This is a genomic window from Zobellia galactanivorans (assembly GCF_000973105.1).
Taxonomy (GTDB): domain Bacteria; phylum Bacteroidota; class Bacteroidia; order Flavobacteriales; family Flavobacteriaceae; genus Zobellia; species Zobellia galactanivorans.
This window is the reverse complement of sequence record NC_015844.1, coordinates 2,493,572-2,518,725: the sequence shown is the minus strand read 5'-3', so window position 1 is coordinate 2,518,725 and position 25,154 is coordinate 2,493,572. Positions and strand designations below refer to the sequence as shown.

At 43.0% G+C, this 25,154-nt stretch carries 14 protein-coding genes and 1 tRNA gene; 10 read left to right on the top strand and 5 right to left on the bottom strand.

Going from position 1 to position 25,154, the window contains the following annotated elements:
* The first annotated feature begins 69 nt into the window (after positions 1-69).
* The 7 genes from ZOBGAL_RS10170 to ZOBGAL_RS10140 all read left to right on the top strand — a co-directional run bounded on the left by ZOBGAL_RS10170 (position 70) and on the right by ZOBGAL_RS10140 (position 12,810).
* On the top strand, positions 70-525 hold the full coding sequence (locus ZOBGAL_RS10170; protein WP_013993509.1) for a hypothetical protein: 456 nt from the start codon (positions 70-72) through the stop codon (positions 523-525).
* Positions 526-665: 140 nt separating this feature from the next.
* The gene (locus ZOBGAL_RS10165; RefSeq protein ID WP_013993508.1) at positions 666-1,031 is read left to right on the top strand and encodes a DUF4870 domain-containing protein; all 366 of its coding nucleotides are present in this window, start codon (positions 666-668) and stop codon (positions 1,029-1,031) included.
* Between the two features lie 187 nt (positions 1,032-1,218).
* Positions 1,219-4,950 (top strand): AraC family transcriptional regulator, encoded by a 3,732-nt coding sequence (locus ZOBGAL_RS10160; protein WP_013993507.1) that lies wholly within the window; start codon positions 1,219-1,221, stop codon positions 4,948-4,950.
* A gap of 178 nt (positions 4,951-5,128) precedes the next feature.
* Positions 5,129-8,194 (top strand): SusC/RagA family TonB-linked outer membrane protein, encoded by a 3,066-nt coding sequence (locus ZOBGAL_RS10155; RefSeq protein WP_013993506.1) that lies wholly within the window; start codon positions 5,129-5,131, stop codon positions 8,192-8,194.
* A gap of 21 nt (positions 8,195-8,215) precedes the next feature.
* On the top strand, positions 8,216-9,805 hold the full coding sequence (locus ZOBGAL_RS10150; RefSeq protein ID WP_013993505.1) for a RagB/SusD family nutrient uptake outer membrane protein: 1,590 nt from the start codon (positions 8,216-8,218) through the stop codon (positions 9,803-9,805).
* A gap of 79 nt (positions 9,806-9,884) precedes the next feature.
* On the top strand, positions 9,885-11,693 hold the full coding sequence (locus tag ZOBGAL_RS10145) for an alkaline phosphatase (protein WP_013993504.1): 1,809 nt from the start codon (positions 9,885-9,887) through the stop codon (positions 11,691-11,693).
* A gap of 13 nt (positions 11,694-11,706) precedes the next feature.
* Positions 11,707-12,810 (top strand): acyltransferase family protein, encoded by a 1,104-nt coding sequence (locus ZOBGAL_RS10140; protein WP_013993503.1) that lies wholly within the window; start codon positions 11,707-11,709, stop codon positions 12,808-12,810.
* Between the two features lie 80 nt (positions 12,811-12,890).
* On the opposite strand, the gene ZOBGAL_RS10135 is transcribed toward ZOBGAL_RS10140, so the two are convergent.
* The 3 genes from ZOBGAL_RS10135 to ZOBGAL_RS10125 form a co-directional block, all read right to left on the bottom strand.
* Positions 12,891-14,345 carry a RagB/SusD family nutrient uptake outer membrane protein gene (locus tag ZOBGAL_RS10135; protein WP_013993502.1) on the bottom strand — a complete coding sequence of 485 codons (1,455 nt, stop codon included), beginning with the start codon at positions 14,343-14,345 and terminating at the stop codon, positions 12,891-12,893.
* A gap of 3 nt (positions 14,346-14,348) precedes the next feature.
* The gene (locus ZOBGAL_RS10130) at positions 14,349-17,462 is read right to left on the bottom strand and encodes a SusC/RagA family TonB-linked outer membrane protein (RefSeq protein ID WP_084724345.1); all 3,114 of its coding nucleotides are present in this window, start codon (positions 17,460-17,462) and stop codon (positions 14,349-14,351) included.
* A 634-nt stretch (positions 17,463-18,096) separates the two neighbouring features.
* A tRNA-Leu gene (locus ZOBGAL_RS10125) sits at positions 18,097-18,177 on the bottom strand.
* A 152-nt stretch (positions 18,178-18,329) separates the two neighbouring features.
* On the opposite strand from ZOBGAL_RS10125, the gene ZOBGAL_RS10120 reads away from it, so the two are divergent.
* From ZOBGAL_RS10120 to pth, 3 genes are all read left to right on the top strand, one after another.
* Positions 18,330-19,271 carry a ribose-phosphate pyrophosphokinase gene (locus tag ZOBGAL_RS10120; protein WP_013993499.1) on the top strand — a complete coding sequence of 314 codons (942 nt, stop codon included), beginning with the start codon at positions 18,330-18,332 and terminating at the stop codon, positions 19,269-19,271.
* Positions 19,272-19,317: 46 nt separating this feature from the next.
* Positions 19,318-19,947: a 50S ribosomal protein L25/general stress protein Ctc gene (locus ZOBGAL_RS10115; protein ID WP_013993498.1), complete on the top strand. Its 630-nt coding sequence runs from the start codon at positions 19,318-19,320 to the stop codon at positions 19,945-19,947.
* Positions 19,948-20,067: 120 nt separating this feature from the next.
* Entirely contained in the window at positions 20,068-20,697 is a 630-nt protein-coding gene (pth, locus tag ZOBGAL_RS10110; protein ID WP_013993497.1) for an aminoacyl-tRNA hydrolase, read from the top strand.
* On the opposite strand, the gene ZOBGAL_RS10105 is transcribed toward pth, so the two are convergent.
* Positions 20,684-21,364 carry a hypothetical protein gene (locus tag ZOBGAL_RS10105; protein ID WP_013993496.1) on the bottom strand — a complete coding sequence of 227 codons (681 nt, stop codon included), beginning with the start codon at positions 21,362-21,364 and terminating at the stop codon, positions 20,684-20,686. The two genes, pth and ZOBGAL_RS10105, sit on opposite strands and share 14 nt — an antisense overlap.
* Entirely contained in the window at positions 21,361-25,146 is a 3,786-nt protein-coding gene (locus tag ZOBGAL_RS10100) for a reprolysin-like metallopeptidase (protein ID WP_013993495.1), read from the bottom strand. The genes ZOBGAL_RS10105 and ZOBGAL_RS10100 overlap by 4 nt, the downstream gene beginning before the upstream one ends.
* Positions 25,147-25,154 lie beyond the last annotated feature (8 nt).

The following is a 25,154-nucleotide window of genomic DNA, read 5'->3' as shown; positions in this document are numbered from 1 at the left end:
CCAAAGTGCAACAATAGCCGAAAATATCTACCTTCGCGCCTCCATTAACTATTATAAATTAAATTTATTATGAAAATACGTTTATTGACTTTTTGTGTGATTTTTATAGGGGTGACCACCTTGACCTTTGCCCAGGAAGAAGAAGGAGAAGTTCAAAACGACTCTATTTCCCAAGTCGAACAAGCGGAAAGGGAAGCCAAGGAAATCAGAAAACAAATCGAAGCGGCCGAAAGAGAAGCTAAAGAAGCCGAAAAGGCGGCCAAAGCCGCTAAAAAAGAGCAAAAAAGAGCTGATAAAGCAGCTAAAAGAATCGAAAAACTGAATGACAAAATCAGTGCGATCAGAAAAACCTTGGACCGCGACGAAAAGAAAGTCAGCAAGATCAGCAACAAAATGGAAGTGGACAAAATCAAAGGAAAACTTTCTCCCAACGATATCACTAAAATCGAAAAGAAACTAAGCAAACTAAAAAGTAGCATTGCAAAGAATCAGGAAAAACTGTTGAAAATAGAGCGTAAGCTATAGTAGTATCCACTAAAATTTATTTTCAAAAATCCCGTACACTCCATGTCGTACGGGATTTTTTTATTTCTTATCGCCATCTTAAATTGTAACATTTTGGTTTTTAGCTCGTCTTATATTTAGAACCCCTAAACAATCGAAAAATGGAAGTCATCAATCAAAACAAATCATTAGAAAAGAACAATCAACTATTGGTCATTGCACACCTATCACAGTTGCTGACCTATGTAACCGGTTTTGGCGGGCTTATCGTACCCTTAATACTATGGCTCTCCACAAAGGACAACGTTGACGGCATGGACGAGCATGGCAAGTCGATTGTCAATTTTCAATTGAGTATGCTCCTTTTTACCATACTTAGTATTCCGGCCATTTTGCTTTTAGGCCTAGGCATCTTAAGTTTGATTTTCATTGGCATAATCGCTTTTGTAATTCCCATCGTGAATGCTGTAAAAGCAAGCAACGGCGAAACTCCAAGCAATTTTATGACCATTCGGTTTATCTCGTAAAAATCACCTTTTATAGAACAAATAGGTCTATGACCATACTCGGCCCGCGATAGTATTATCGCGGGCTTTTTGCTTCTATACCCCCCGAACAACATCAAACCATTAACATCGATATACCGATTACGCTGGTATAGCTTAAATTTCATATTTTTAACCTGCGCCCCAAAGCATCGCAGAACCAACCAACATGAAACCACCCTACTTACTGTTATATGCACTCCTTATACTTTTGTCCATCAACCCGGTTTTTGGGCAAAATATAAAATTCAAGACCCTCAGTACCAACGACGGGCTTTCGAATAATTCCATCACCGATTTGATAAGCGATGACGATGGTATATTATGGATTGCCACTTGGGACGGACTCAACAGTTACAACGGCCAAAAATTCACGGTCTACAAACACGATATAAAAAATTCGACTTCCATAGCCGGAAACAATATTCAGCATCTAAAAAAAGACGGCCAAGGAAATATTTGGATTGTTACAAAGGATAAAAAAATAAGCAAACACCTAGGCAACGGCAAGTTTCAAAATTTTTCCTTTGATGAACCCCTACAATATATGGCCCTCACCAAAGAGGGAGGAATAGGCATCCGGACCGATAATACCCGTTACGAATTTATCGATGGCGACTTTAAAAAAGCTCAATTTGTCGAGAAAAAAAAGGAAGACAACAGTATCCTCAGGGAGCTTCTTTTGGACAAATTTCCGAATACCATTATCAACGATGTCCTCAAAGACAAATCCGGACATATCTGGTATGCCACCCGAAGGAACGGTATCTATATCATTCCCAACAGCACGACCAACCGCGACAATGAGCAGATCGATCATTACTTTCACGACCTCTACGACCCCTATAGTTTTGACAGCAATGAAGTAGAAAAAATATACGAGGACAGTTTTGGCAATATATGGTTAGGACATAAAGACGGAGGCCTTAGCATGGCCTATAGCGGCTCTGAGCAAATCTCTACAATTATACCACATCCGAACAAATATCCACATTTACCCAACGAAACCATACGGGCAATTACCAAGGACTTCAATAATCGCATCTGGCTCGGATATTACACAAAAGGCCTGTTTTACTTTGACCAAGAAGAACCGTGCTACTTAAAATATCATATTGCCGAGGCCCAAGAAAATTCAGACTGGGGGCGGGTACGGTCGCTTTACACCACCTCCAATGGTGAAATTTGGGCAGGCACCTATGCCGGTATTATTCGAATTAAGAAGAACGGCTATACCCTGTATCAATCTAAAAACACCGCCAATCTTCCCAACGACAGAAACTATTCGTTTCAAGAAGACAACGGTAATCAGCTCTATATAGCCTGTTGGGGAGGGGTGGCCAAATTCAACCTGAAGACCGATAGCTTTGAGGCTTTTAAAGGTCAATCGGCATTGGCCCCATACCATATCAGAAACATAGAATACGCCGATAACGAGCTTTTGGTCAGCACCGAAAACGAAGGTCTGGTATTGCTTGACCTTGCCACTGGCGAACTAACGGACATCACGGTAAAAGACGGACTCTTGGGCAATAGCGTCTATTCTTCCTTTAAAGACAAGCAGTCGGGTTATTATTGGACGGGAAGCCTTGGCGGCATCAGCGTATACGACAAAAACAAGGGGCTTATACAACATATTTCAGAAAAACAGGGCCTCCCGAGCCATATGGTATATGGCCTGCTCTTAGACAGCGATAAGGTTTGGGTGAGTACGACCAAAGGGATTGCCGCCGTAGACAGAAACGATTTTTCAGTTACAGGCCTGAATATGGATGAAGGCTGGCAGGCCCGTGAATTCTCAGAGGGCGCCTACTACCAAGACCGCAAAGGCACCTTGTTCTTTGCGGGAATAAACGGGCTCAACTACTTTTCGCCAGCGAGTCTGAACATTACCAAAAAACTACCGAAAATAAAGATCGAAATAGACGATACCAGCGATTTTACGAAAGGTATTACTAAAAATTTTATCGACAATTCCCTAGATATAAAGATCGAACCCGTTGTTTTTACGCAAGACCCCAACAATCGGGTACTGTATAAACTTTCCGGTTACGACACCGATTTTCAAGAATTCAAGGAAGGCCAAGGCCCTGTCCATTACACCGGTCTGCCCGATGGCGAATATATTTTTGAAGTAAAAAACTCTTCTGCCAAAGACCTAGCCTTTAAAGGCATTCCCATCATCATCAAAAAACCGTTTTACAAGACCATCCTCTTCTACCTACTTCTATTGACCACCTTACTACTAAGCCTTACAAGCTGGGTACTGGTACGAAACCGCAACATTGCGCAAAACCAGAAAGAATTGGAACGTAAAATAGAGGAACGGACCGAAACCATAAACCGGCAAAAAGAACGGCTCTTGAAGGTCAACCATACCTTAGATGAAAAAAACAAAGAAATCAACCGCCAAAGGGAAGAACTCTTAAGCTCTTATCACCAGCTTAAAAACGAAGATTTTGAAATCGAAAAGTTCAAGACCTTCGTATTGTCGGAGTTCAAGGAACCGGTTTCCAAAATTATTGAGAACACCAAAGAACTGAACGAAGACGACGGCACAAAACGAAACATCAATAAGGAGTCGAACAAATTGATCACATTGCTATCGGAATGGGACTACCTTACCAACTCTAAGGACATAGGCGAACTAAAAAAATCGGCGACCAAAATAAGACAAACCATAAAAGTACTTGTAGACGGACTCGCTACACATGCCCGAAAATCGAAAATCAATTTAGACTACACCCTAGATATCGAAGACCAATGGGTAGAACTAGACTCCCTCCGTTTTAAATTGTTTTTCAAATACCTCTTTAACGACATTCTAAAATACCTTTCGAAAGACAGCTACCTAAAACTTACGGTAAGGACAAAAGGTAATTCCTTAGGACTCTTTATAAAGTCGGACAGTAAAGTACTCTCCGACAACTTTTTCAGCATACAACATTACAGTCCGTATTACAAAGCATCGAACACCCTGCTAGCTGCTATGGAAGGAAACCTTAGCATTGAAAAAAACGACGAACTGATCATTTCGGTACACTTGCCGATCAAGGTGGTAGATACCGAAAACAATAAGGTAGAAGAAGTCTTATGGAAGCACCTCGACCTAAATGAAAAGCTACCCTCGGACAAAAACAACATTCTAGTTTTTTGTAATGATGACGACGCCTTGCCGGCCCTTCAATTATTCGACCACCCCGACAACAATCTAATCTTTGAAAAAACGGCATCAGCGGTAAGCTCGGCCATCAAGCACGTAAACATACATTGCCTGGCCCTATACAATATTCCCATTGACGAACAGTTGGTACAACTCTTTCATCTTATAAAGAGCAACGGGACCCAGATAGCCGTTTCGGTGCTGTACGTTTCCGAAGAAATAAACCATTCATTGCGCATACAGACTACGGAACTTGGTGTAGACACCTTTATACAGTTGCCCGTAAGCAAGTCTTTTATTCAAAGTAAAATCTCGAAACTCACATCCGTCAGAAAAGAATATGCGAACAACACATCAAAACACCTCTTCTATGTTCCGCCTTTCGATGAAACCAAAACCCTATCGGTCAACGAAAAACTGGTAAAAAAGGCATTGGCCCTGATAAACAAGAACCTCAACGACCCCTCCTTTAATGTTCAGAAGCTACAAGAATTGCTTTTCGTATCAAAGATCAAATGCTATCGGGCCTTTAAAGAGGTGCTCCAGCAGTCCCCTTCCGACGTCATTATAAAGTTACGCCTGCAAAAAGCCGAATTTCTACTTAAAAACCACACCTTGAACATTTCCGAAATAAGTATAGAATGTGGTTTTAACGACCCTAAGTACTTTAGCCGCCTATTTAAGAAAAATTTCGATTGTAGCCCAAAAGCATATCGCGCCAAAACCGACAACGCCTAACGTTAGCTACATATTATCACAATGTTACGTTAAAATTATTGTAACGAAAGTGCACTAAAAAGAAACCATTCACCCCCTTTTTTGAGGCATAAGTACACCTTTATGATTCTTTTTTCATCTGGAAGAAGTAGCACCTCCGACTACTTTTGGTTCATAACCAATTTAAAATTCTACCTAAATGAAAAAAGTGTACTTAGTTCTGCTAATAGCATTAGGATGTATTTCCTTTTCTTATTCGCAAGTAACAGTAAAGGGAACGGTAGTTTCCGAAACAGATGGAATGCCGGTTCCTTCGGTATCGATTGTACTGAAAGGGGAAACCCAAACCGGTACCTCAACAGATTTTGACGGTAACTTTACGCTAAGCCTCTCCGAAGAAAGTGGAACCCTAGTGTTCTCTTCCCTGGGTTTTGCCACTAAAGAAGTAAACTTTTCAGGAGACCAGGTCCTGAATGTATCGATGAATGAAGAAGCCAGCTTCTTGGATGAAGTAGTCCTTATCGGCTACGGCTCCTCAAGAAAAGGTGATTTAACAACAGCTATTGCAACGGTAAGCAATGTAGAGAGTATTGCGTCAAGACCCGTTACGAACGCTACGGAGTTCTTACAAGGTAATGTTGCCGGTGTAACCGTACTAAACCAAGGTGGTGACCCTACCTCTAGCGGCAACGTCGTTATTCGCGGTCTAGGAACTTTCGCTAATGAAAGTCCGCTTACCGTAGTAGATGGTGTTCCTTATTATGGCCCTGCCATCAACCCTAACGATATTGCCTCCATTTCTGTTCTTAAGGATGCGGCATCAGCAGCTATTTATGGAGCACAAGCAGCATCGGGGGTCATCGTAATCCAAACCAAAAAAGGAGAGATGGGCAAACCCCGTATTACCGTAGACTACTATGGTGGTATCCAAGAAGCCACCAACCTACCAACCCCGCTTACGGCACAACAGCAAGCCAACACATACAATACCGCTGCGGATAATGCCGGAACCCCAAGACAATCTGCCCACGACCTCGAGCAAAACCCCTACGGACAAGTAAACCGTACCAACTGGGTAGATGCGATTTTCAGGCCCGCAGGCATGAACAATGCCAATATAAACATAAGCGGTGCAGGTGAAAGCATGAACTATCTTACCTCCTTCGGATACACCAAAAGAGAGGGCCTTTTGGAAGGAACAAGTTCTGAGCGCTATAATTTTAGGGTGAAATCCGATTTTGACCTTTCCGACAAAATCAAAATTGGCGAAAACGTTTATTTTTCAAAAACCGAGGCCGTAGGAACGAATACCGACAACCCCTATTCCGGCACCATCATTAATGCGGTTTACATGCCTTCAGCCTCCCCTACCCGTTACGACGACGGCAGTTTTGCCGGGGTAGCCCCTGAAAACCTATCACAGTTCGCAGGAGCCTATGGTGATGTGTACAACCCTTTGGCCCTCTTGCTAAGACCTACGACCAATGCGCCTACAAACTTTTTGAACGCCAATGTATTTTTAGAATATAAAATCTTGAACGGCCTATCGTTTAAAACCAATTATTCATACAGTTATACCCATTCGCAGTACAAAAGGTTTCAGCCCAAAGTACCTGAACTGGGGCGTTCAAACCCGAACAACTACCTAGATCAGACGACCTCAACCACGAACCGCTGGGTCTGGGACAACCAATTGAGCTATAAAAGATCATTTGGCGACCACAACCTAGACCTTACCGCTATCTATTCTTCCCAGCATACGGACTTTGAGAGCCTATCTAACCGAGGGGAAGGTTTTAGCAACGAAGATGCGTTCAACCAATATCTATCGAATGCATCCGTCATCAGAAACCCCGGCACCTCAGTTTATGAAGATGCCTTGACATCGGCCATTGGTAGGGTTATGTACAATTACAAGAATCGCTACTTTATCTCAGGGAGTATCAGAAGGGATATGACCTCACGCTTAGCGGTAAACAATCAAGCGGATAACTTTCCATCGGCCACCGTGGGCTGGAGATTGTCAGACGAATCATTCTTCAATGTCGAGGCCATCAATGACCTGAAATTTAGAGCTTCTTGGGGACAGATAGGAAATATCAACTCCGTAGGTTATTATTCTTTTGACGTTCCATTGAACACCACGGTAGTTACTATTGGCGAAGACGCCTCACATGACGACAAGGGCGCATACGTTGGAAAGCAATCGAACCCGAACCTGAACTGGGAGGTGTCGGAATCAGTCAACTTTGGTATTGACGCGGCCCTTTTCAACAATAGTCTAAGCCTTACTTTCGATTACTTCGAAAAATCGACCAAGGGAATGATCCTTCCCGGTCTTGAAGATCTACACCAAGGTACATCGGCTGCCGATGTAAACGGTGGAGAGGTAAAGAACAATGGTTTTGAAATTTCGGCAAGTTATTCCAAGCAAATAGGTGAGCTCGATTTCACCCTCAATGCCAATACCAGCGTACTTGAGAACGAGCTAGTAAACCTAGACGGATATAACAAAAGTGGAATCGACTTCATTGCCCACAGCGACAATGTCAGAGGGGTACTTAGACCCTTCCGTTCAGAGGTCGGACGGGCCTTATACTCGGTTCATGTTGTGCCTCAATTGGGCATATTCCAAAATCAGGCGGAAATTGATGCCTATGTAAAAGACGGCAATCTAATACAGCCCAACGCCCAGCCTGGCGATTTTAAATTTGCCGATAGCAACAATGATGGAAAAATAGATGATAACGACAAGGTCTTTTACGACAGTTACCAACCCGATTTTACCTATAACTTCGGTCTGAACCTGAATTACAAAAATTTTGATTTAGGCATGTTGTTTCAAGGGGTTTCAGGTGTTGAAGTATTTAACGGATACAAGTTTTCTACCTATAACGCTTCGCTTACCGGATATAACCTAGATAACAGGGTACTTGACGCATGGTCTCCTTCCAACACAGGGGCCACTACACCAAGGCTATCGACCAAAGACGACAACCAAAACTTTGGTCTGGCATCGAGCTGGTATCTTGAAGATGCCTCATACTTGAGAATGAAGAACGTAACCCTTGGGTATACCATAAACGACCGGATTATGAATACCGTATTGCCCGGCTCGTCATTGCGTTTTTACATCTCCGCAGAAAACCTATTTACCATTACAGATTATACGGGCATGGACCCCGAAGTTGGTGGCAAAGGATTGGATATCGCACGATACCCATTGTCAAGAACCATTACCGCTGGTCTATCATTATCGCTCTAACCTAAAAAAATACAAAAAAAAATGAAATTCAATAGCATAAAAACCATGAGCTTGGTACTGGGCTTTGCCGGCCTTAACCTGATTAGTTGCTCTGACGATTTTACGGAGGTCACTCCCCTAGGAAGCACGTCATACGCCAATTTTTGGGCATCTGAACAAGATGCATCAGAGGCGGTGAACAGTATGTATCAGTACATGACGGACCAAGAGATGTTCTCTAGGGGCTTCTTTTGGTACATCAATGCCTCTGATGATATGATTACCGGTCGAATCAAAGCCTCTGCCGACAATATCAAAGATTTCAATATCACCGGCGGCGAAGGCGGGTATACCTCAACTTGCTACCCTAAAAGTTATCAGGTAATCCGTAGGGCCAATGATGTTATTTTGAACGTCCCCAATATGGAAATAAGCGAAAGCCTAAAAAACCAATATTTGGGAGAAGCCTACTTTATGCGGGCCTTCAGTTACTTCTGGGTGGCCCATACCTATGGAGATAATGGCGAAAATGGGGGCGTACCCATTATTACGGAAGAGAACATGAACGATGAGGCCGGTAGTTACTCAAGACCGGCCAGCGTGGTCGAAAACTACAAGCAAATAGAGGCCGACCTTATGAAAGCCGCGGAATTATTACCGCTATTCACCGAATATTCTTCCGATAACTATGGTCGCCCACATAAGGACGCCGCTTACGCCTATATGGCAAAAACCAATCTATACTGGGCACAACACGACGCCTCTAGATATGCCGAGGTAGTAAAGTACGCCGATGCCGTTACCAATAGTGGTTCGGGCAGGGCATTGATCAACACGGGCAATCCTTCAAAAGATTACCGTGAATTGCACAGCCATTTGAACAACTGGACCAGTGAGTACATTTGGTCCGTTAACTCAGGAGTCGACAAAGGCAGCATCTTAACCGGTGTTATGTTGGAGAACAAGGGATGGGGCAAATATAACGGTTGGGGCTATTATACGCCTTCCGAAGGCCTTTACAACGAATTTGAAGACGACGATGCCAGAAAGGCGGTAACCATATTGAATTTCGGTGATGAATTTACCTTTTTCGGCGAAACCAGAAGATATCAATCGGAAAACTCCCTATCAGGTTTTCAGTTCAACAAATACATGTACGAGTTTCAATTTGAAAACCCTATCGGCACGTACCTGAACAGCAATGGCGACGATCCTTCTACCGTTTACAATGTGCCTTTAATGCGCTACGCGGAAGTCTTACTTATGAAAGCCGAAGCCCTCATTATGGACGGCAAAAATGGAGATGCCCCATTGAATATGGTACGGGAAAGGGCCGGTCTTGCCCCCATTACCAATGCGACCATGAGCGATTTAAAACATGAAAGAAGGGTAGAGCTTGCCGGCGAGTTCGCCAACCGACATTTTGACCTTATTCGTTGGGGCGATGCTGCCGATACGTATGCCGAGCCTATTTATGGCCGTATCTACACCGATCGTTCCGATCCCGATTCGCCCTACAGTTCTGAAATTGTATGGCCTGCACGAAATTTTGACGCCTCCTACATGAATGTTTGGCCCATACCCAATACAGTAATAGAATCATCTGGAATTCAACAGAACAAAGGATGGTAATCACAAAAATCAGTTCGTTAGTTTAGTTTTTTACGAAAGGGTGCTTCCTTAAGGGGCACCCTTTTTATAATTTTAAAGCATGTATAGATTCAAAACAAAGTATTCCTTCGTATTCGCTCTTTTCTGCATTACGCTGCTCACTGCCCAAGAAAATCGAAAAACCCTGATCCACTCCCACAACGATTACCTTCAAAACGTCCCCTTTTGGAAGGCTTACGCCAATGGTCTCGATATTATTGAGGCCGATGTCGTTTTAAAGAACGGTAAATTGAACATTGCCCACACCGAATCGGAAATCATTGAGGGCAATACATTACAAATGCTTTATTTAGACCCTATAAAGTATGCCATCAAAAACAACATTGGTGACGCTTCCGGCCTTATGCTGATGCTCGATGTCAAATCGAAAGCCCTTCCTACCTTAAAGAAAATATTGGTCGCACTCAAAAAATACCCCGAAATCACCTCACGGCCCGACATAAAGATTGTTATTTCTGGGCAAAGGCCCGACCCCGAAACCTATAGTTCCTATCCCGAATTCATTTATTTCGATTATCAGAAGCTAGAGAGCGACCTTGATTCCGATGATTGGAAAAAGGTCGCTTTTATCAGTGTCAATTTTAAAAACTATTCGGAATGGAACGGAAAGGGCAGGCTTACCCAAGAAGATTACCAAACCGTATCGGAAGCCATTACAAAAGCCCACAATCTCAATAAGCCCTTCCGATTTTGGGGAACACCGGATTCAAACACCGCATGGAAAGCCTTTTCCGATTTGGGCGTAGACATCATAAATACCGATATGCCCCACGAGACATCGGCCTACCTCAATACGCTGGAAAAACGCACCTACACCAACACCATAAACTCAAAAGTATACCGCCCTACCTACGCTACGGACCAAAAAGAGGTGCCCATACAAAACGTGATACTACTGATCGGCGACGGAAACGGCCTAAACCAAATTTCATCGGCCGTTTTGGCCAATGGCGGTGAGCTTACCCTTTCGCAACTAAAGAGCATCGGCTTTTTAAAGACACAATCTTCCGATGATTTCACCACGGACTCGGCCGCGGCAGGTACCGCACTGGCCACGGGTACAAAAACCTATAATCGCGCTATCGGCCTAGACCCTTCGAGGAAGCCTATTGAGAACATGCCCGAATTTCTCGCAAAACACGGTTACGTTTCGGGTATCATTACCACGGACAAGGTTACCGGTGCGACTCCCGCTTCCTTCTTCGCCCACCAAAAAGACCGATCGGACACCAAAGAAATCGCCCAAGACATCCTTAAGAGCAAACTTTCCCTTTTTATTGGCGGAGGGGAAGAAAATTTCACCTTCGATTGGAAAAACACCGATTTTACCATTGTAGACCGTATCGATAAAATCGGTCAACATAAGGCCGACAAGCTTGGCTATTTTCTTTCTAAAAAAGGAGTGCCCGGAGTTTTGGAGGGTCGTGGCAATGCGCTAGCCGTAGCCACCAAAAATGGCATTGAATTTTTGAATTCTAAGGACAAACCCTTTTTTTTAATGGTTGAGGCCGCCCAAATAGACAGTAACGGGCACTACAACAATGTGGGAGGTATCGTTACCGAAGGAATTGACTTTGACCGGGCCATCACCGAAGCGATAAAATTTGCCGATACATCGGGAAATACTTTGGTAGTCATTACCGCCGATCACGAAACCTCCGGTTTTAGCATACCACAAGGCGACCTCAAAAAAGGAATAATTGAAGGAACTTTTACTACCTTCGACCACACGGCCACTATGGTTCCTATTTTTGCTTATGGCCCAAGCTCGCAATCATTTCAAGGCATCTATGAAAACAGTGATATGTTTGAAAAGATCACAAGAGCACTTAACTTAGAGTCCAAATAAAATATAACCGACCATGAAAAGATTCAAAGCGCTCGACGTTTTCCGCGGATTGACCATTTGCCTGATGATTATTGTCAATACGCCTGGAGACTGGGACATGACCTTTTCACCACTATTACACGCCAAATGGCACGGCTTCACCCCTACCGATTTGGTATTTCCTTCGTTTTTGTTCGCCGTTGGCAACGCCTTTGCTTTCGTCAAAACGAAATGGGCCGACAAACCGCTTTCCGACATTTTCAAGAAAATAGCCAAGCGTACCTTGATTATATTTCTATTAGGATATACCATGTATTGGATTCCCTTTTTCTCTTGGACGGAAACTGGAGATCTTGCGGCCGTTCCTTTTAGCGAAACAAGGATTCTAGGCGTACTACAACGCATTGCCCTATGTTATTTCATTGGCGCCATTATGATCTATTTTCTAACCAATAGGCAATTGATTATAGCCTCGGCCGTGATTCTATTGGGCTATTGGGGACTATTAAGCGCCTTTGGCGATTACACCTTGGAAGGAAACTTTGTTAGAACCATAGACCGAATGCTTTTGGGCGACAGCCACCTCTATATGGGCAATGGTATTCCGTTTGACCCTGAAGGGCTTTTGAGCACCTTGCCCTCCATATGCAACGTTCTTGGCGGCTATCTGGTAGGAAAGTATATTATTGACAAGGGCATCGATTACGAAAAACTGGCCAAAATGCTTCTTGTAGGAGCGGGTTTACTGGTAGTGGCCTATTTATGGGACCTTACTTTTCCCGTAAACAAAAAATTATGGACCAGCTCCTTCGTGGTGCTTACCGTAGGTCTTGATATCGTGGTATTGTCCGTATTGATCTATACCATTGAATTCCTAAAGCGACCGATTAACTATAATTTCTTTGAAATATTCGGTAAAAACCCGCTTTTCATCTATCTACTCTCGGAGTACCTGGCCATAGGCATGAACTTTATCCGCGTAGACGGAGAACAGACCCTCTACCAATATTGCTATGAAAAAGGCTTTAGCTGGATAGGACCTTATTTTGGCTCTTTTGCCTTTGCCCTGGTCTTTATGCTCTTCTGCTGGAGTATCGGCCTTTGGTTGGACAGAAAAAAAATCTACATTAAGGTATAGGATAGGTTATTCAAAACCCATACCCGAATACAAAAAAAGCCGAGATTATAGTCTCGGCTTTTTTTAAGTCTGTATAAAGCTTAATACCCATCATTTTGGGTTAGGCTTGGGTTACGTTCAATTTCAGTTTGCGGAATCGGAAACCGAACACGAAAATCATCGGCAGACTTGCCTCTTTCTATAGCCGACTCAATAAATTTATCGTGCCTAATTAAATCTTGTCGCCTTAGGCCCTCTGTGTGAAATTCCCTTCCCCTTTCGTCTAATATAAAGTCGCTAAAGTCTTCTTCACTCGCAAAATCACCAATCACAAATGTACCAACCCCGGCAGCTTCCCTTACCATGTTCAAGAGATCAACAGAGGCTTGGTTCAATCCATTAAGCTCGTTTAGGGCTTCCGCTCTTGACAAAAGGATATCTGCATACCTTAGGAACGGAAAATCATCTGAGGCCCTACTTATATCTTGGTTCGGGTATTCCGGGAACTTCAAACTTCTTGCATCATCCTCTCCAAGTATGATAGTTTCACCCTCTTCGTTTACAAATTCGAATAAAAACGCATCCAACCGTTCGTCTTCAGCTTCAAAAAGCTCAAGAAATTCCGATCTAATTTTAAATTCCGCAGCAAATATAGCCCTAGGTGGATATTGCCATTGATACCCTCTTGGAACCACATGACTCAACCAGCCGTTGCCCGTATTATCATTTGGGGTATCGGACATGACAGAGACAAAAATAAACTCATTGTCACGTTGATGTTCAGGACTGAACAATTCGGTTCTATTACCATCAACAAAAAGGTCGTACACCCCAAGATCCATAACCTCCAATGAAGTATCCGCAGCCTCTTGCCATTTTTTGTTCATCATATAAAACTTTGCCAAAATCCCTAGGGCAGCCCCTTTTGTCGGCCTCCCATACTCATCCCTGGGCGGGGTTACAGGAAGAACACTACTTACATACACCAACTCGCTCTCTATGAAAGCAATCATTTCCTCCTCAGAGGCGCGGGCAGGACGGTCCGTCACCGCAGTTTCACTAGATGTAATCAATGGAACGGGACCAAAAAGGTCAAATAACAAGTAATAAGAAAATGCCCTTAAAAATCTAGCTTCCGCCAAAACCTCTTCCTTTCTTGATTCATCCATATCAACGGCAGGAACGTTATCCAACACAACATTAGCATTAAATATGGTTCTATACCGTCTCTCCCATGAGCTTTGTAAATAACTATGTGAGGAAGTCCAAATAAACTCCTCCATAAGTTCATTAGCGGCAAAAATACCTCCATTGCGTTCTATGTGAATGTCCGTATTTACTTCATTGATGGTAATGGCATCACGTGTTATGTCACTATACCTTAGTTCCCCGTAAACAGAATTAAGAAGAACCTCTACATCTTCGCCATTGGTCAAAAAATCATCTGGACTCAATGTTGTAAAAGTTTTTTCATCCAATGCGTCATCACAAGCTGTAAAAGCAAGAAACAGAACTAGTATTGGAAGGAGCGTATAATATGTTTTTATTATTTTCATTTTCTAAAATTTTACATTAATTCCTATTGAATATATCCTTGCAAGCGGATATGCATTGTAGTCAATTCGGACATTCGAAGAGCCCAATGCATTTACGTTCGGATTATACCCTTTATAATTTGTGAACATGGCCAAATTCTGACCTGACACATAGACCAATAATGAAGAGATTCTCTTTATTTTCAGGTTAGGGAATGAATAACCCAACCTTGCATTTTTTATTTGCACAAATGATGCGTCCTCTACAATTCTACTGTTGAAATCATATGTTCGAGACGGACTCACAAAAGAAGGGGTTTCGTTAGAAGGGTTTTCGGGTGTCCACCTATCTAAGACATACGTTTGTCTGTTTCTTAAGTTATCAATCGGATTATCAGAATCAATATTGGTGAAATTTGCCAATTCAAAACCTATCTTACCTTCTAAAAAGACATCTAATGAAATACCTTTATAATTGAAGTTGTTATTAAGTCCGAAAGTAAAATCGGGAAATGGGTCCCCTAAAACCGTTCTGTCTTCATCATCTATTAAACCATCGTCATTCAAATCCTTAAATCTCCTGCTTCCAGGAGCAGCATTTGCTTGACTAGGAGTATTGTCTATTTCGTCTTGAGATTGAAATACCCCGTCAAAAACATATCCATAGTATGAATTGATCGGCTGTCCTACTTCAAGTATGGTGAATTCCTGTACAAACCTTGTGTTACCTTGCAAAACCCTAGGCAATTCCCCTAAGTTCAGCACTTCATTTTTAACCGTAGAGAAATTAAAATCTGTAGTCCATGCAAACTCACCTATAAAGTTATTAGAAGAGATATTCAGCTCAAAACCGCTGTTCCTTGTGTCGCCAACATTTTGCAAGGAGCTGGCAAACCCGGTTGTTGTAGGCACTGGCAAGTCTAGCAACAAATCCCTTGTCTTATTTATAAAATACTCAAATGAGCCTGTGACCCGCCCATTAAGAATTCCATAATCTAGACCAAAATTGAGCGATTCAGTGGTTTCCCATTTTAAATAGGGATTCTCTAACTGAATTGGCGCTATGGATTGCACCTCGTTCCCATCTAAAACAGCAATTGGTCCACTTCCCAACAACACCAAAGATCTCGCATTATTGATTTCTTGATTTCCACTTAAGCCGTAACTAGCCCTTAGTTTTAGATTAGAAACTACACTTTCATCAGAATAAAATGATTCATTAGAAACATTCCAACCCAAAGCGGCCGAAGGAAAATAGGCTACCTTATTATTTTCCCCAAACCTAGAAGAACCATCTGCCCTAATCGACCCGGTCAATAAATACCTATCATCGTAGTTATAGTTTAGTCTTCCGAAACCAGATATAATAGTATTCTCATCCTTAGACGAACTTACAGAGTACTGGCTTGGATCACCGGCCCCGAGGTTATTCGAACCAAAGGATGTACTAGGGAAATTTTGTGCAGACGCACTAAATCTTGAATTTTGAAACTTTTGATACGAGTACCCGGCAAGCGCTTTAAATTTATGCTTCTCGCTAAAATCTTTACTATACTCATTTATAAATTCAAAAAGATAACTGTTGTTTTCCGTTGAACTTCTTGTAGCCCTTCCTTCAAAGAGTATTCCTCTTTGGGTTTCTTTGTTCAAAACCTCGTCACCTTCGGAGATAGTGTGGTCATATCCCAAATTGATCCTAGAATTGAAATTTTTAGAAACTTGATAATCGATGAAGGTATTCCCATATATACGTGTACTCTTTGTAAACTGCTCTATGGTTTTCGCTTGTGCAACAGAATTACTTAGATCTTGTAAACTCAGTGAGTAGTCGCCATTGGCATCATATACGGGTAAAGTCGGTGGTAATTGAAGCGCTGTTGCAATTACTCCTGCATCCCGGTTAGTTCCCGTTCCAGATGGTATTAGATCTTCATTCAACAAACTGTTACTGAGGTTTATACCTACCTTTAGTTTATCTCCTATGGAATGGGTTAAATTGACCCTTCCTGTAAATCTTTCAAAACCAGAATCGATTACAATCCCTTCTTGATTAAAATAGTTAAGTGATAAATAGTATTGCGTATCCTCTGAACCACCCGAGAATGAAAGTCGATGTTCCTGCATTAAAGCGGTTTGTAAAACTTCCTTTTGCCAGTCCGTACCCAATCCTATATTATCAATGTACTCTTGACTAAATGGAGCTTCAACGCCCCGATCTAAACTTAGGTCATTGTAAAAGGTGATATATTCCTGTGTATTGAGTAAATCGAGAGTCTTAGAAGCACTCTGTATCCCAGTGGATAGGTTATAATTTATTTCTAGTTTAGAGTTTTTGAGCCCTTGTTTAGTCGTTATTAAAACCACTCCGTTCGACCCCCTAGCACCATAAATGGCAGTTGCCGAAGCATCTTTTAGTACTTCAATTGATTTTACGTCGGCAGGGTTCAAAGAATTTCCCGGGTTTGCACCAGGCAATCCGTCAATTACGTATAAAGGTTCATTTCCTGCAGTAATGGAGTTTGTTCCCCTTATCCTAATTGAAAACGCACCTCCCGGTTCCGCGCTAGTTTGTGTAACCTGTACACCTGAGATCCTACCTTGAATAATCTCATCAATAGATGCCTGCGAATCTGTATTTAAATCTTCCGCCTTTATTGAACTGACAGCACCGGTCAAATCACTCTTTTTAACTGTGCCATACCCAATAACAACGACTTCGTCCAAGCCTGCAGCGGCTTCTTCTAAAGTAATTTGAATACTTTCCTTGCCATTAACAGCAATTTCTTTGCTGGCAAATCCGATGTATGAAACGACTAGAACGGCATTTTCGTCGGTAACGGAAATCGAAAATTTACCATCAAAATCGGCAATGACTCCATTTAAAGTGCCTTTTTCCGAAATAGTCGCCCCAGACAAGGGTTGCCCATTAGTGTCCAATACTACACCGCTAACTTCTTTTTGAAGATTGGGCCTCTCAACAAAAGTATTTAATGGTTCGTAATTTAAAATTGTGCTATTAATTTTTGAGTCCGAGGCATAACTTATGCCGCTCGGCAAAACAACCATAACACTTAGCACAAGTGTTAATGACGGCTTCAGCAATTTGTCAAATTTAAACTTTAGAGGTAATTTTTGCATAGGTTTGGTTTTTCTATCACACCATAGAGTGTTTAATGTTAAGTAATGTTCCTTTGTTACCTATTTTACTATGGCTTGATGCAATTAAGCTCAAGGCTATTGAATTACCTTTTCCTCCCCAAATATGCATTACAGGGAACTACACTAAAGTCCCTTTTAGTAGAAAGACTCCCATAAACTATAAGTCGGAACAGAATACATCAATTAGGCCTTAAACTTAAATTCTCGATAGGCGAAAACCCTGTATTTAAACCATAATTAGCAACGTGGGTAAATCTAATTCTTCTAATCGTGGTTGGGATTCCATTAATTAGCAGGATCGTGTACAATGTTAACAAAGCGTTATGAATGATGGTGGAGATGATGAAATCCTGCAATCTTTCGGAATTTTTACATATAGAAATCCAATACAAAAACTTATGTCGCAAATTGCAGTTTCCGTTACATCTGTGAAGTTTAGTAAACACATATACTAAAATGCAATGTACCTAAGGAAGCTAAGAATGATAATGTATTTTACTGAAAACAGGTTCTTTAAAGCTTTATGATGTAATAGCCTTCCTTTTTAAAGACCAACACTTTAGCCCATAAAAAAAGCCGAGATTATAGTCTCGGCTTTTACGTTTCAATCTTGTACTCGAGGTGGGAATCGAACCCACACTCCAAAGGAACTGGATTTTGAATCCAGCGCGTCTACCAGTTCCGCCACTCGAGCAGCACTAAAATTGGACTGCAAAAGTAAAAAAAAATTTATTCCCATCACAAAAAAATAACAACATTTATCCTTTAGCAAGACAAATAAATTTCTAAATTTGCACCTCGCTAACAAAACGACTTGTCAATAAACTAGTTCACAATACGTTACCCATGGCCTACCAAGTTCCCGAACCGAAAATTTTTGCCTGTACACAAAGTGCCGAATTGGCTGCTAAAATAGCCAAGTCATATGGCGCCGAATTAGGCAACGTAATATTCTCGAGATACAGTGATGGAGAGTTCCAGCCCTCATTCGAAGAATCGGTACGTGGCGCCCGTATTTTCATTATAGGATCTACGAACCCAAGTTCGGAGCACCTTATGGAAATGTTGCTTATGCTAGATGCCGCCAAACGTGCATCGGCAAGACACATTACAGCGGTAATGCCCTATTTCGGTTGGGCCAGACAAGACAGAAAAGACAAACCACGTGTACCGATCGCAGCAAAACTCGTTGCAAAAATGCTCGAGGCCGCCGGTGCCACAAGAATAATTACAATGGATTTACATGCGGACCAGATCCAAGGTTTTTTCGAAAAACCTGTAGATCACCTGTTCGCGTCTACCATGTTCTTACCTTATTTGAAAAGCCTAAACCTCGACAACCTGACCATTGCGTCTCCCGATATGGGCGGTTCTAAAAGAGCCTATGCCTATTCGAAAGCATTGGAAAGCGACGTTGTGATCTGCTACAAACAGCGTGCCGTGGCCAATGTTATATCACACATGGAGCTTATTGGCGACGTTAAGGACAAGAACGTAGTTTTGGTCGATGATATGGTAGACACTGCCGGAACCTTGACGAAAGCTGCCGATTTAATGATGGAAAAAGGCGCACTGAGCGTTAGGGCCATTACCACCCATGCCCTTTTATCGGGAGACGCCTATGAAAAAATTGAAAATTCGCAATTGCTCGAACTTATCGTAACCGACTCCATTCCGGCAAGAAGGAAGTCCGATAAGGTTAAAATACTGAGCTGTGCCGAACTATTTGCCGATGTAATGCATAGGGTTCACCACAACACCTCTATCGCATCAAAATTTTTAATGTAGCCGTAAAAAAGCGAATCAATAACGAGTATTAATTTTAAACCATATAATGAAGTCAATTAAGATTAAAGGATCAGAAAGAGAAAGCGTGGGCAAGAAGGCAACGAAAGCCCTACGTAATGCTGGACAGGTTCCTTGCGTGGTATACGGAGGGGAGAAACCATTACACTTTTCAGCAGATGAGTTAGCGTTCAGGGATTTAGTTTACACCCCAGCCGCACACACCGTAGAGATTGACTTGAACGGTAGCAAAGTAAGAGCTATCATGCAAGACATTCAATTTCATCCCGTAACGGATAGAATCTTGCATATCGACTTTTACCAACTGTTCGATGACAAAGAGGTTACGATGAACATTCCTGTTCGTCTTCAAGGTAATGCACCAGGGGTTAGAAGTGGTGGCCGTTTACTTTTCAGAAAGAGAAAACTTGCCATTAAAGCACTTCCTGACAACTTGCCTGATTTCTTCGATGTAGATATATCGAAATTGAAAATCGGCGAAAACATTACCGTAGAGTCTTTGTTGAAAGATGAATTTAGCATCTTACACCCAGAAACCACTGTTGTTGTTCAAGTTAAGACCCAGCGTTCAGCTGTAGTCGTTGACGACGAAGAAGAAGGTGAAGGTGAAGAAGGAGCAGCTGAAGGCGCAGCCGAGGGTGCAGAAAGCCAAGAGTAAATTTCAATTGAAGTTTTATAAAGAGCGCCCTGAAACCAGGGCGCTTTTGTATTTTTAAATACCCAAAGTTTATATCTTTCCGAGGGGAATGAATACATAATCCTTATAAAACGAAACCTTATGTTTCACTTATTTAAATCTATTTTCACCAATAACAAAACCGTTTTACAAGAAACCGACAGCATGAAAAAATACCTTATCGTTGGCTTAGGAAACATTGGCGACAAATACACCGAAACACGTCATAACATCGGATTCAAGGTACTAGACGCCCTTGCCGACAAAATGGACTTTAGTTTTGAAACGGCAAAATTGGGCGATATAGGTCTTTTTAAAATAAAGGGCAGAAGCGTGCTATGCCTTAAGCCGTCAACCTTTATGAACTTAAGCGGAAAAGCCCTTAAATACTGGATGGACAAAGAAAAAATACCTTTGGAAAACGTCTTGGTAATTACCGACGACATCAATCTGGAGTTCGGTACCTTTCGTGTAAAGACCAAGGGCAGTAACGGTGGCCACAACGGTTTAAAGGATATCCAAAATGTACTTCAGACCGTCAACTACAACCGTTTTAGGTTTGGCGTCGGCGCCGATTTCGGCAAAGGACGGCAGGTAGAATACGTTTTAGGGGAATGGAGCGAAGCCGAAAAGGAGGCCTTAAAGGAACGCTTCGAAAAAAGCACGGAACTCGTACAATCCTTCGTATTGGCCGGTGTTACCCGAACCATGAACCTATTTAACGGGTCTTAAACTCCGATATATCGCTAGTGGAAATATTGCCTTTTCCATCTGTGGTAACCACCTTCCAGAAATAAAGGGTGTTAGAGGCCACCCCTACTTCTACCTCATCAACATTTGCCTTGACCTCACTCAATAAATCGGTAGGCGGATTTTCAGTGGAAAAATACACCTTAAAGCCCACTATATCTCCATCAAGGTCAAATCCCGACCATTTTAGGCTTACCTTATTGTTGATGTCCTTAAAAGCGGTCGACCCTTGTACCGGTGAAATGATCTCTGCCGGAAACGGCACATGATCGGTCTGGCTCCCGGGGTTATAGAACAACCACACATCACTTTCGGTAGCCGTATTCGTTCCAGAGTTAGTGGTTATAACCTGCCACGAAAAAGGCGTACCCTTATCTAAGGAAACGATTTCTACGGTACCGGTCGTACTTTTTGAAAACACGGCATCGGTATTAAGGTTTTTCACCCTTAGCTCATAGTTTTCGGTATGATCGGAAGCCTTCCAATTAAACCTTACCAAACTACTGTTGGCACCATCGTCTTGCACCGGGGTGCATTCCGAGTTTTTGGCAGGAGCTATTAAATCAGCCTTTTCAGGTGCTTTTGGCGAGTCTTTTTTACAAGCCGACAAGAGCACTATTCCCATCACTATGAAAGTCAGTATCCTCATCGTTTTATCACTTTAACCACACCTTTTATCGTCTCCCCTTCGACCCTTACCAAATATATCCCCGATGGCAACCCCGTAAAATCGAGGTCGATAGCGCCGCTACGAGGGATAGCTTCGGTGTTCCTGGCCAATCTACCCGCTAAAGTAAAGATATCGATTCTAACGGTCTCTGTCGACGACCTAAGCAAAATCTTGGTAGTCTCGTCAAACGGATTGGGAAATACCACGGGGTCGCCCGCCACAAAGAAACTATCTTCATGAATGCCCTGACAGGCCAAACCGGTAGATACCCGTAAAGTATTGCTTCCGGACTTTAGATCTAAGGTAACTTCCGATTTATCGGTCAACAAGGTTTCCCCATTCAATTGAATGGTATACAGGTCGGCACCTTCCATTGCGAGCACCAGCTGCTTTCCGTCTGACGAAACCGAAGACGAGACCCCTAAGGGCTCGGGCTGCGAAACCGTCACTTCCACACAAAACGGCTCATAGTCGAACTCTGGGGTCGAAGCATTTATACACAAGGTATATGTACCCGAGCCAAGGTTCAACAATTCAAAATCACTGGTAAAGGTATCCGTAACATCCTGTCCATTACCCGTAACGGTAACCGTGTAATCCAAGGGCAATGCTGCGGTTAAGGAAATCATTCCATCGTCGTTGTTTCTACAGGTCTCACTCTCAACGGTAATCACAAAATTATCGGACGGAAAGCGAAAAACCTGACAACCCGAGACATCGACTTCAACCCCAGGGGGCGTATTAAGACACAAATCATCCCCATCATCAAAAACCCCATCGTCATCTACATCGGGCCTAAATTCACCCTCTACACAAATGTCTAAAGAAAAGCTATTGATAACCCCTCCATCACCCGAAGCATTATCGACTACGGTCAATATCCATTCCCCCAAAACCGATTCGCCTTTAAAGGCACTTAAAGAGCCTAAGGGCTTTACCCTTCCCTGAATGGCATCACTTGAAGAAGTGCCACATACAAAGTCGGACGCCGAATCGTCAAAAGTGGCATCTACATTCCTTAATTTTCCACAAGAACTTGAAAATAAAGGCACTACCGTATTTGACGGTGAAGTTAGGGTCACCACCAAATCTTCGAGATACTCGTGGTCAATATCCAACCTCACATCAATATCGTCAACCTTCAAATCTTCAAAGAAGGCGATTTTTGAAATCACCGTACTCCGTTGGGTCGAAACGATTTCCAAAGGAAGGTCCCTCGCGCGCTTATTGGTACAATCCACCTGAATGGTAGTAAAGCTTCGAGTAGCACTAAGAGGCCCTCCACCACAAGCATTCAAGGGTTTCACCCTCCAATAGTACTGCGTTTGGTTGTTCAATTCCGCCGGTACGTAACTATTGGTGTTAACGGTAACGAGCTCTACCAAGTTGCTAAAGGCGGCATCGGTGGCGATATGCACTTCATATGCGGTATACGACGGGTCTTCCTCCCATTCCAACAATTCGTTGATAGACACATCTATGGCCCCATCGACCGGAGCGTTAAGCTGTACCTCGGGAAAGTCGTCGTCATATATGTTCAAATCGAAGGTAATGTCTTTCGTCAAGCTGGCCGAAACGGCAGAAATGGTAATGGAGTAAGCGCCTTCTGGTACATTCTCCGTGTTTTCGAGTAGGATATCTACAGGAGTGCCTCCAACCGATGTTGTAGCCGGCGTAAAGGAAATACCCAAATTATCAGGAACGTCAGATGCCTGAAAGGTAACCTCTTCATTAAAACCCGAATATGTTTCGTATATAAAGGGAATGATCAGGTCATCAAAATGGCAAGCCTCATATTCCAATTCGGAAAAGTTCATAATGAAGGGCGAGGCCGCAATACTAAAATCGGCATCGTTGACCGCATAATAAATATTGTCGGCCGCCTTGACCATGATACGGGCCTTGGTGGCGGTTACCCCTGGTAATACGACCTTATGCGTACCATTGTTATCAACCCCTGTCGCCAAAGGTTCGGAAAAGCTAAGCCCCCCGTCTACGGAAAGCATTATATCCACTTTTTTAGTAGCAATGGGCAGCATATCGGTGCCGGCAACATCCCAATCGATTTCAATGACCTCCCCCGCTACGAAGGCTTGGGGCGAGGCCTGTGATGTAACCTTAAACGGTCCGGCACTGTTTACCACCTGAACGTTCATCAATTCCGAAACCACTTGACCCCCACCTGCGGCATTATCGCGTACGGTAAAGGCAAAATTCATATCGCGTTCTACATCCGATACCGTTTCCCAAGCAGAGCCCCGGGTCGGAAAGGTTTCGGTCAACCGACCTTGGATTACCCGCGAAAGCATGGGAAAATACCGAACCGGAACCAAACTGGGCAAGCGTGACCTAAAATTGGCCCCACTGGCGTTATTCGGCCCAAAAGACGAATTGGTAACAATACCATTGTCAATCTGCTCCCAAGTATAGGTTAAAACATCACCGGCATCGGCATCGGTGGCACTTCCCTCCAATACGAAGGGTGTCGATTTCGGAATCACATAATCTTCTAAAGGGGCTACCTCCGGTGGCGTATCGACTATACTAATGACCTCCCCGCAACTCTTCTCCTTAAGGTTGTCAATAATCTGCTTGATGCTGATATAATGAAAATAATCATCTCCCCTAGCCGCTACATCATTGACCCCGGTAATACCGGCATACCCCATGATCGTAGAACCACTACCGGGCTCGACCTGTACTTGGGTACCCTCGTTCTCGTGCGACCAGGTATGGTTGGCCCCTAACTGGTGGCCCAATTCATGGGCTACAAAATCAAGGTCGAACTTATCGCCCTTAGGCACCAAGCTTGAGGAGTAAGCACTCCCTTTTCTGTTATCTACACATACGGCCCCGATAAAACCGGCATTCCCCCCATTTTCCCCTTTATGGAAAACATGTCCCAAATCGTAATTCGCCTCACCGATCTCACTGGTCATGGCATTTTGGGCCTGTTCGCCCAACAAGCTCAACGAACCTGTATACGGATCAGAGCCACTATCGGTATAAATAATTTTATCGGTGTCGGATACCAATTCCAAACGTACGGCCAAATCGGTTTCAAAAACTTCGTTTACACGGGTAAGGGTGGCATTGATCGCCGCAAGGGCATCGGCTACCGTTCCCCCATGGTATTGGGTATACTCCGCCGTTGCCGAAATGGCCAACCTATATTTTCTAAGCACCTGCCCATCTAAAGGCTTGGCCGTCAAATTTGGTTCGGCCTTCATTACTTTATCCGCCGTACTACAAATAAAATCGGACTTATCGACCCAATCAGAAGATTCGGTATACAGCACATAAGTTTGATCTTCGTTCTTTTCAATAAAACTGTTCTTGTGCGTTTTGGCCGAAACGATCATCGCCTGAACATCGTTGTGCGAAATACTAAAACGCACACGATCTTGGCTATCGTTCAAGGCCCGGCCCGAATATGACTTGATTTCCGGGTACTTTTCCGAAAGCTTTGCCGACAAAACAGGACTCTCGTGTACGCGATAAGCCACCATTTCCCCCTTCGAATTTGGAAAATATACGATATGGGAAGCCTTTTTGGAAGTAATGGAAGACTTCAACTCTTCCTTAAAAAGATTCTCACGTAACGTGAAGATTTTACTGTCATTATCCTCGGAACCCTGTAAAACACTTCGTTGTACACGCTTGCTTACCGTAGACGCTTCCCAATATTTACTTTGCGCCGAAGCGTAAAAGGAGAGAAATACTATGGTAATTGAAAAAACAAGACGTAATTTTGTAACCATTAAGGGGG

Excerpts from the sequence above, each read along its gene's own strand:
- ZOBGAL_RS10170 (WP_013993509.1), top strand. The coding sequence starts at position 70 with ATGAAAATACGTTTATTGACTTTTTGTGTGATTTTTATAGGGGTGACC.
- ZOBGAL_RS10165 (WP_013993508.1), top strand. The coding sequence starts at position 666 with ATGGAAGTCATCAATCAAAACAAATCATTAGAAAAGAACAATCAACTA.
- ZOBGAL_RS10160 (WP_013993507.1), top strand. The coding sequence starts at position 1,219 with ATGAAACCACCCTACTTACTGTTATATGCACTCCTTATACTTTTGTCC.
- ZOBGAL_RS10155 (WP_013993506.1), top strand. The coding sequence starts at position 5,129 with ATGAAAAAAGTGTACTTAGTTCTGCTAATAGCATTAGGATGTATTTCC.
- ZOBGAL_RS10150 (WP_013993505.1), top strand. The coding sequence starts at position 8,216 with ATGAAATTCAATAGCATAAAAACCATGAGCTTGGTACTGGGCTTTGCC.
- ZOBGAL_RS10145 (WP_013993504.1), top strand. The coding sequence starts at position 9,885 with ATGTATAGATTCAAAACAAAGTATTCCTTCGTATTCGCTCTTTTCTGC.
- ZOBGAL_RS10140 (WP_013993503.1), top strand. The coding sequence starts at position 11,707 with ATGAAAAGATTCAAAGCGCTCGACGTTTTCCGCGGATTGACCATTTGC.
- ZOBGAL_RS10135 (WP_013993502.1), bottom strand. The coding sequence starts at position 14,345 with ATGAAAATAATAAAAACATATTATACGCTCCTTCCAATACTAGTTCTG.
- ZOBGAL_RS10130 (WP_084724345.1), bottom strand. The coding sequence starts at position 17,462 with ATGCAAAAATTACCTCTAAAGTTTAAATTTGACAAATTGCTGAAGCCG.
- ZOBGAL_RS10120 (WP_013993499.1), top strand. The coding sequence starts at position 18,330 with ATGGCCTACCAAGTTCCCGAACCGAAAATTTTTGCCTGTACACAAAGT.
- ZOBGAL_RS10115 (WP_013993498.1), top strand. The coding sequence starts at position 19,318 with ATGAAGTCAATTAAGATTAAAGGATCAGAAAGAGAAAGCGTGGGCAAG.
- pth (WP_013993497.1), top strand. The coding sequence starts at position 20,068 with ATGTTTCACTTATTTAAATCTATTTTCACCAATAACAAAACCGTTTTA.
- ZOBGAL_RS10105 (WP_013993496.1), bottom strand. The coding sequence starts at position 21,364 with ATGAGGATACTGACTTTCATAGTGATGGGAATAGTGCTCTTGTCGGCT.
- ZOBGAL_RS10100 (WP_013993495.1), bottom strand. The coding sequence starts at position 25,146 with ATGGTTACAAAATTACGTCTTGTTTTTTCAATTACCATAGTATTTCTC.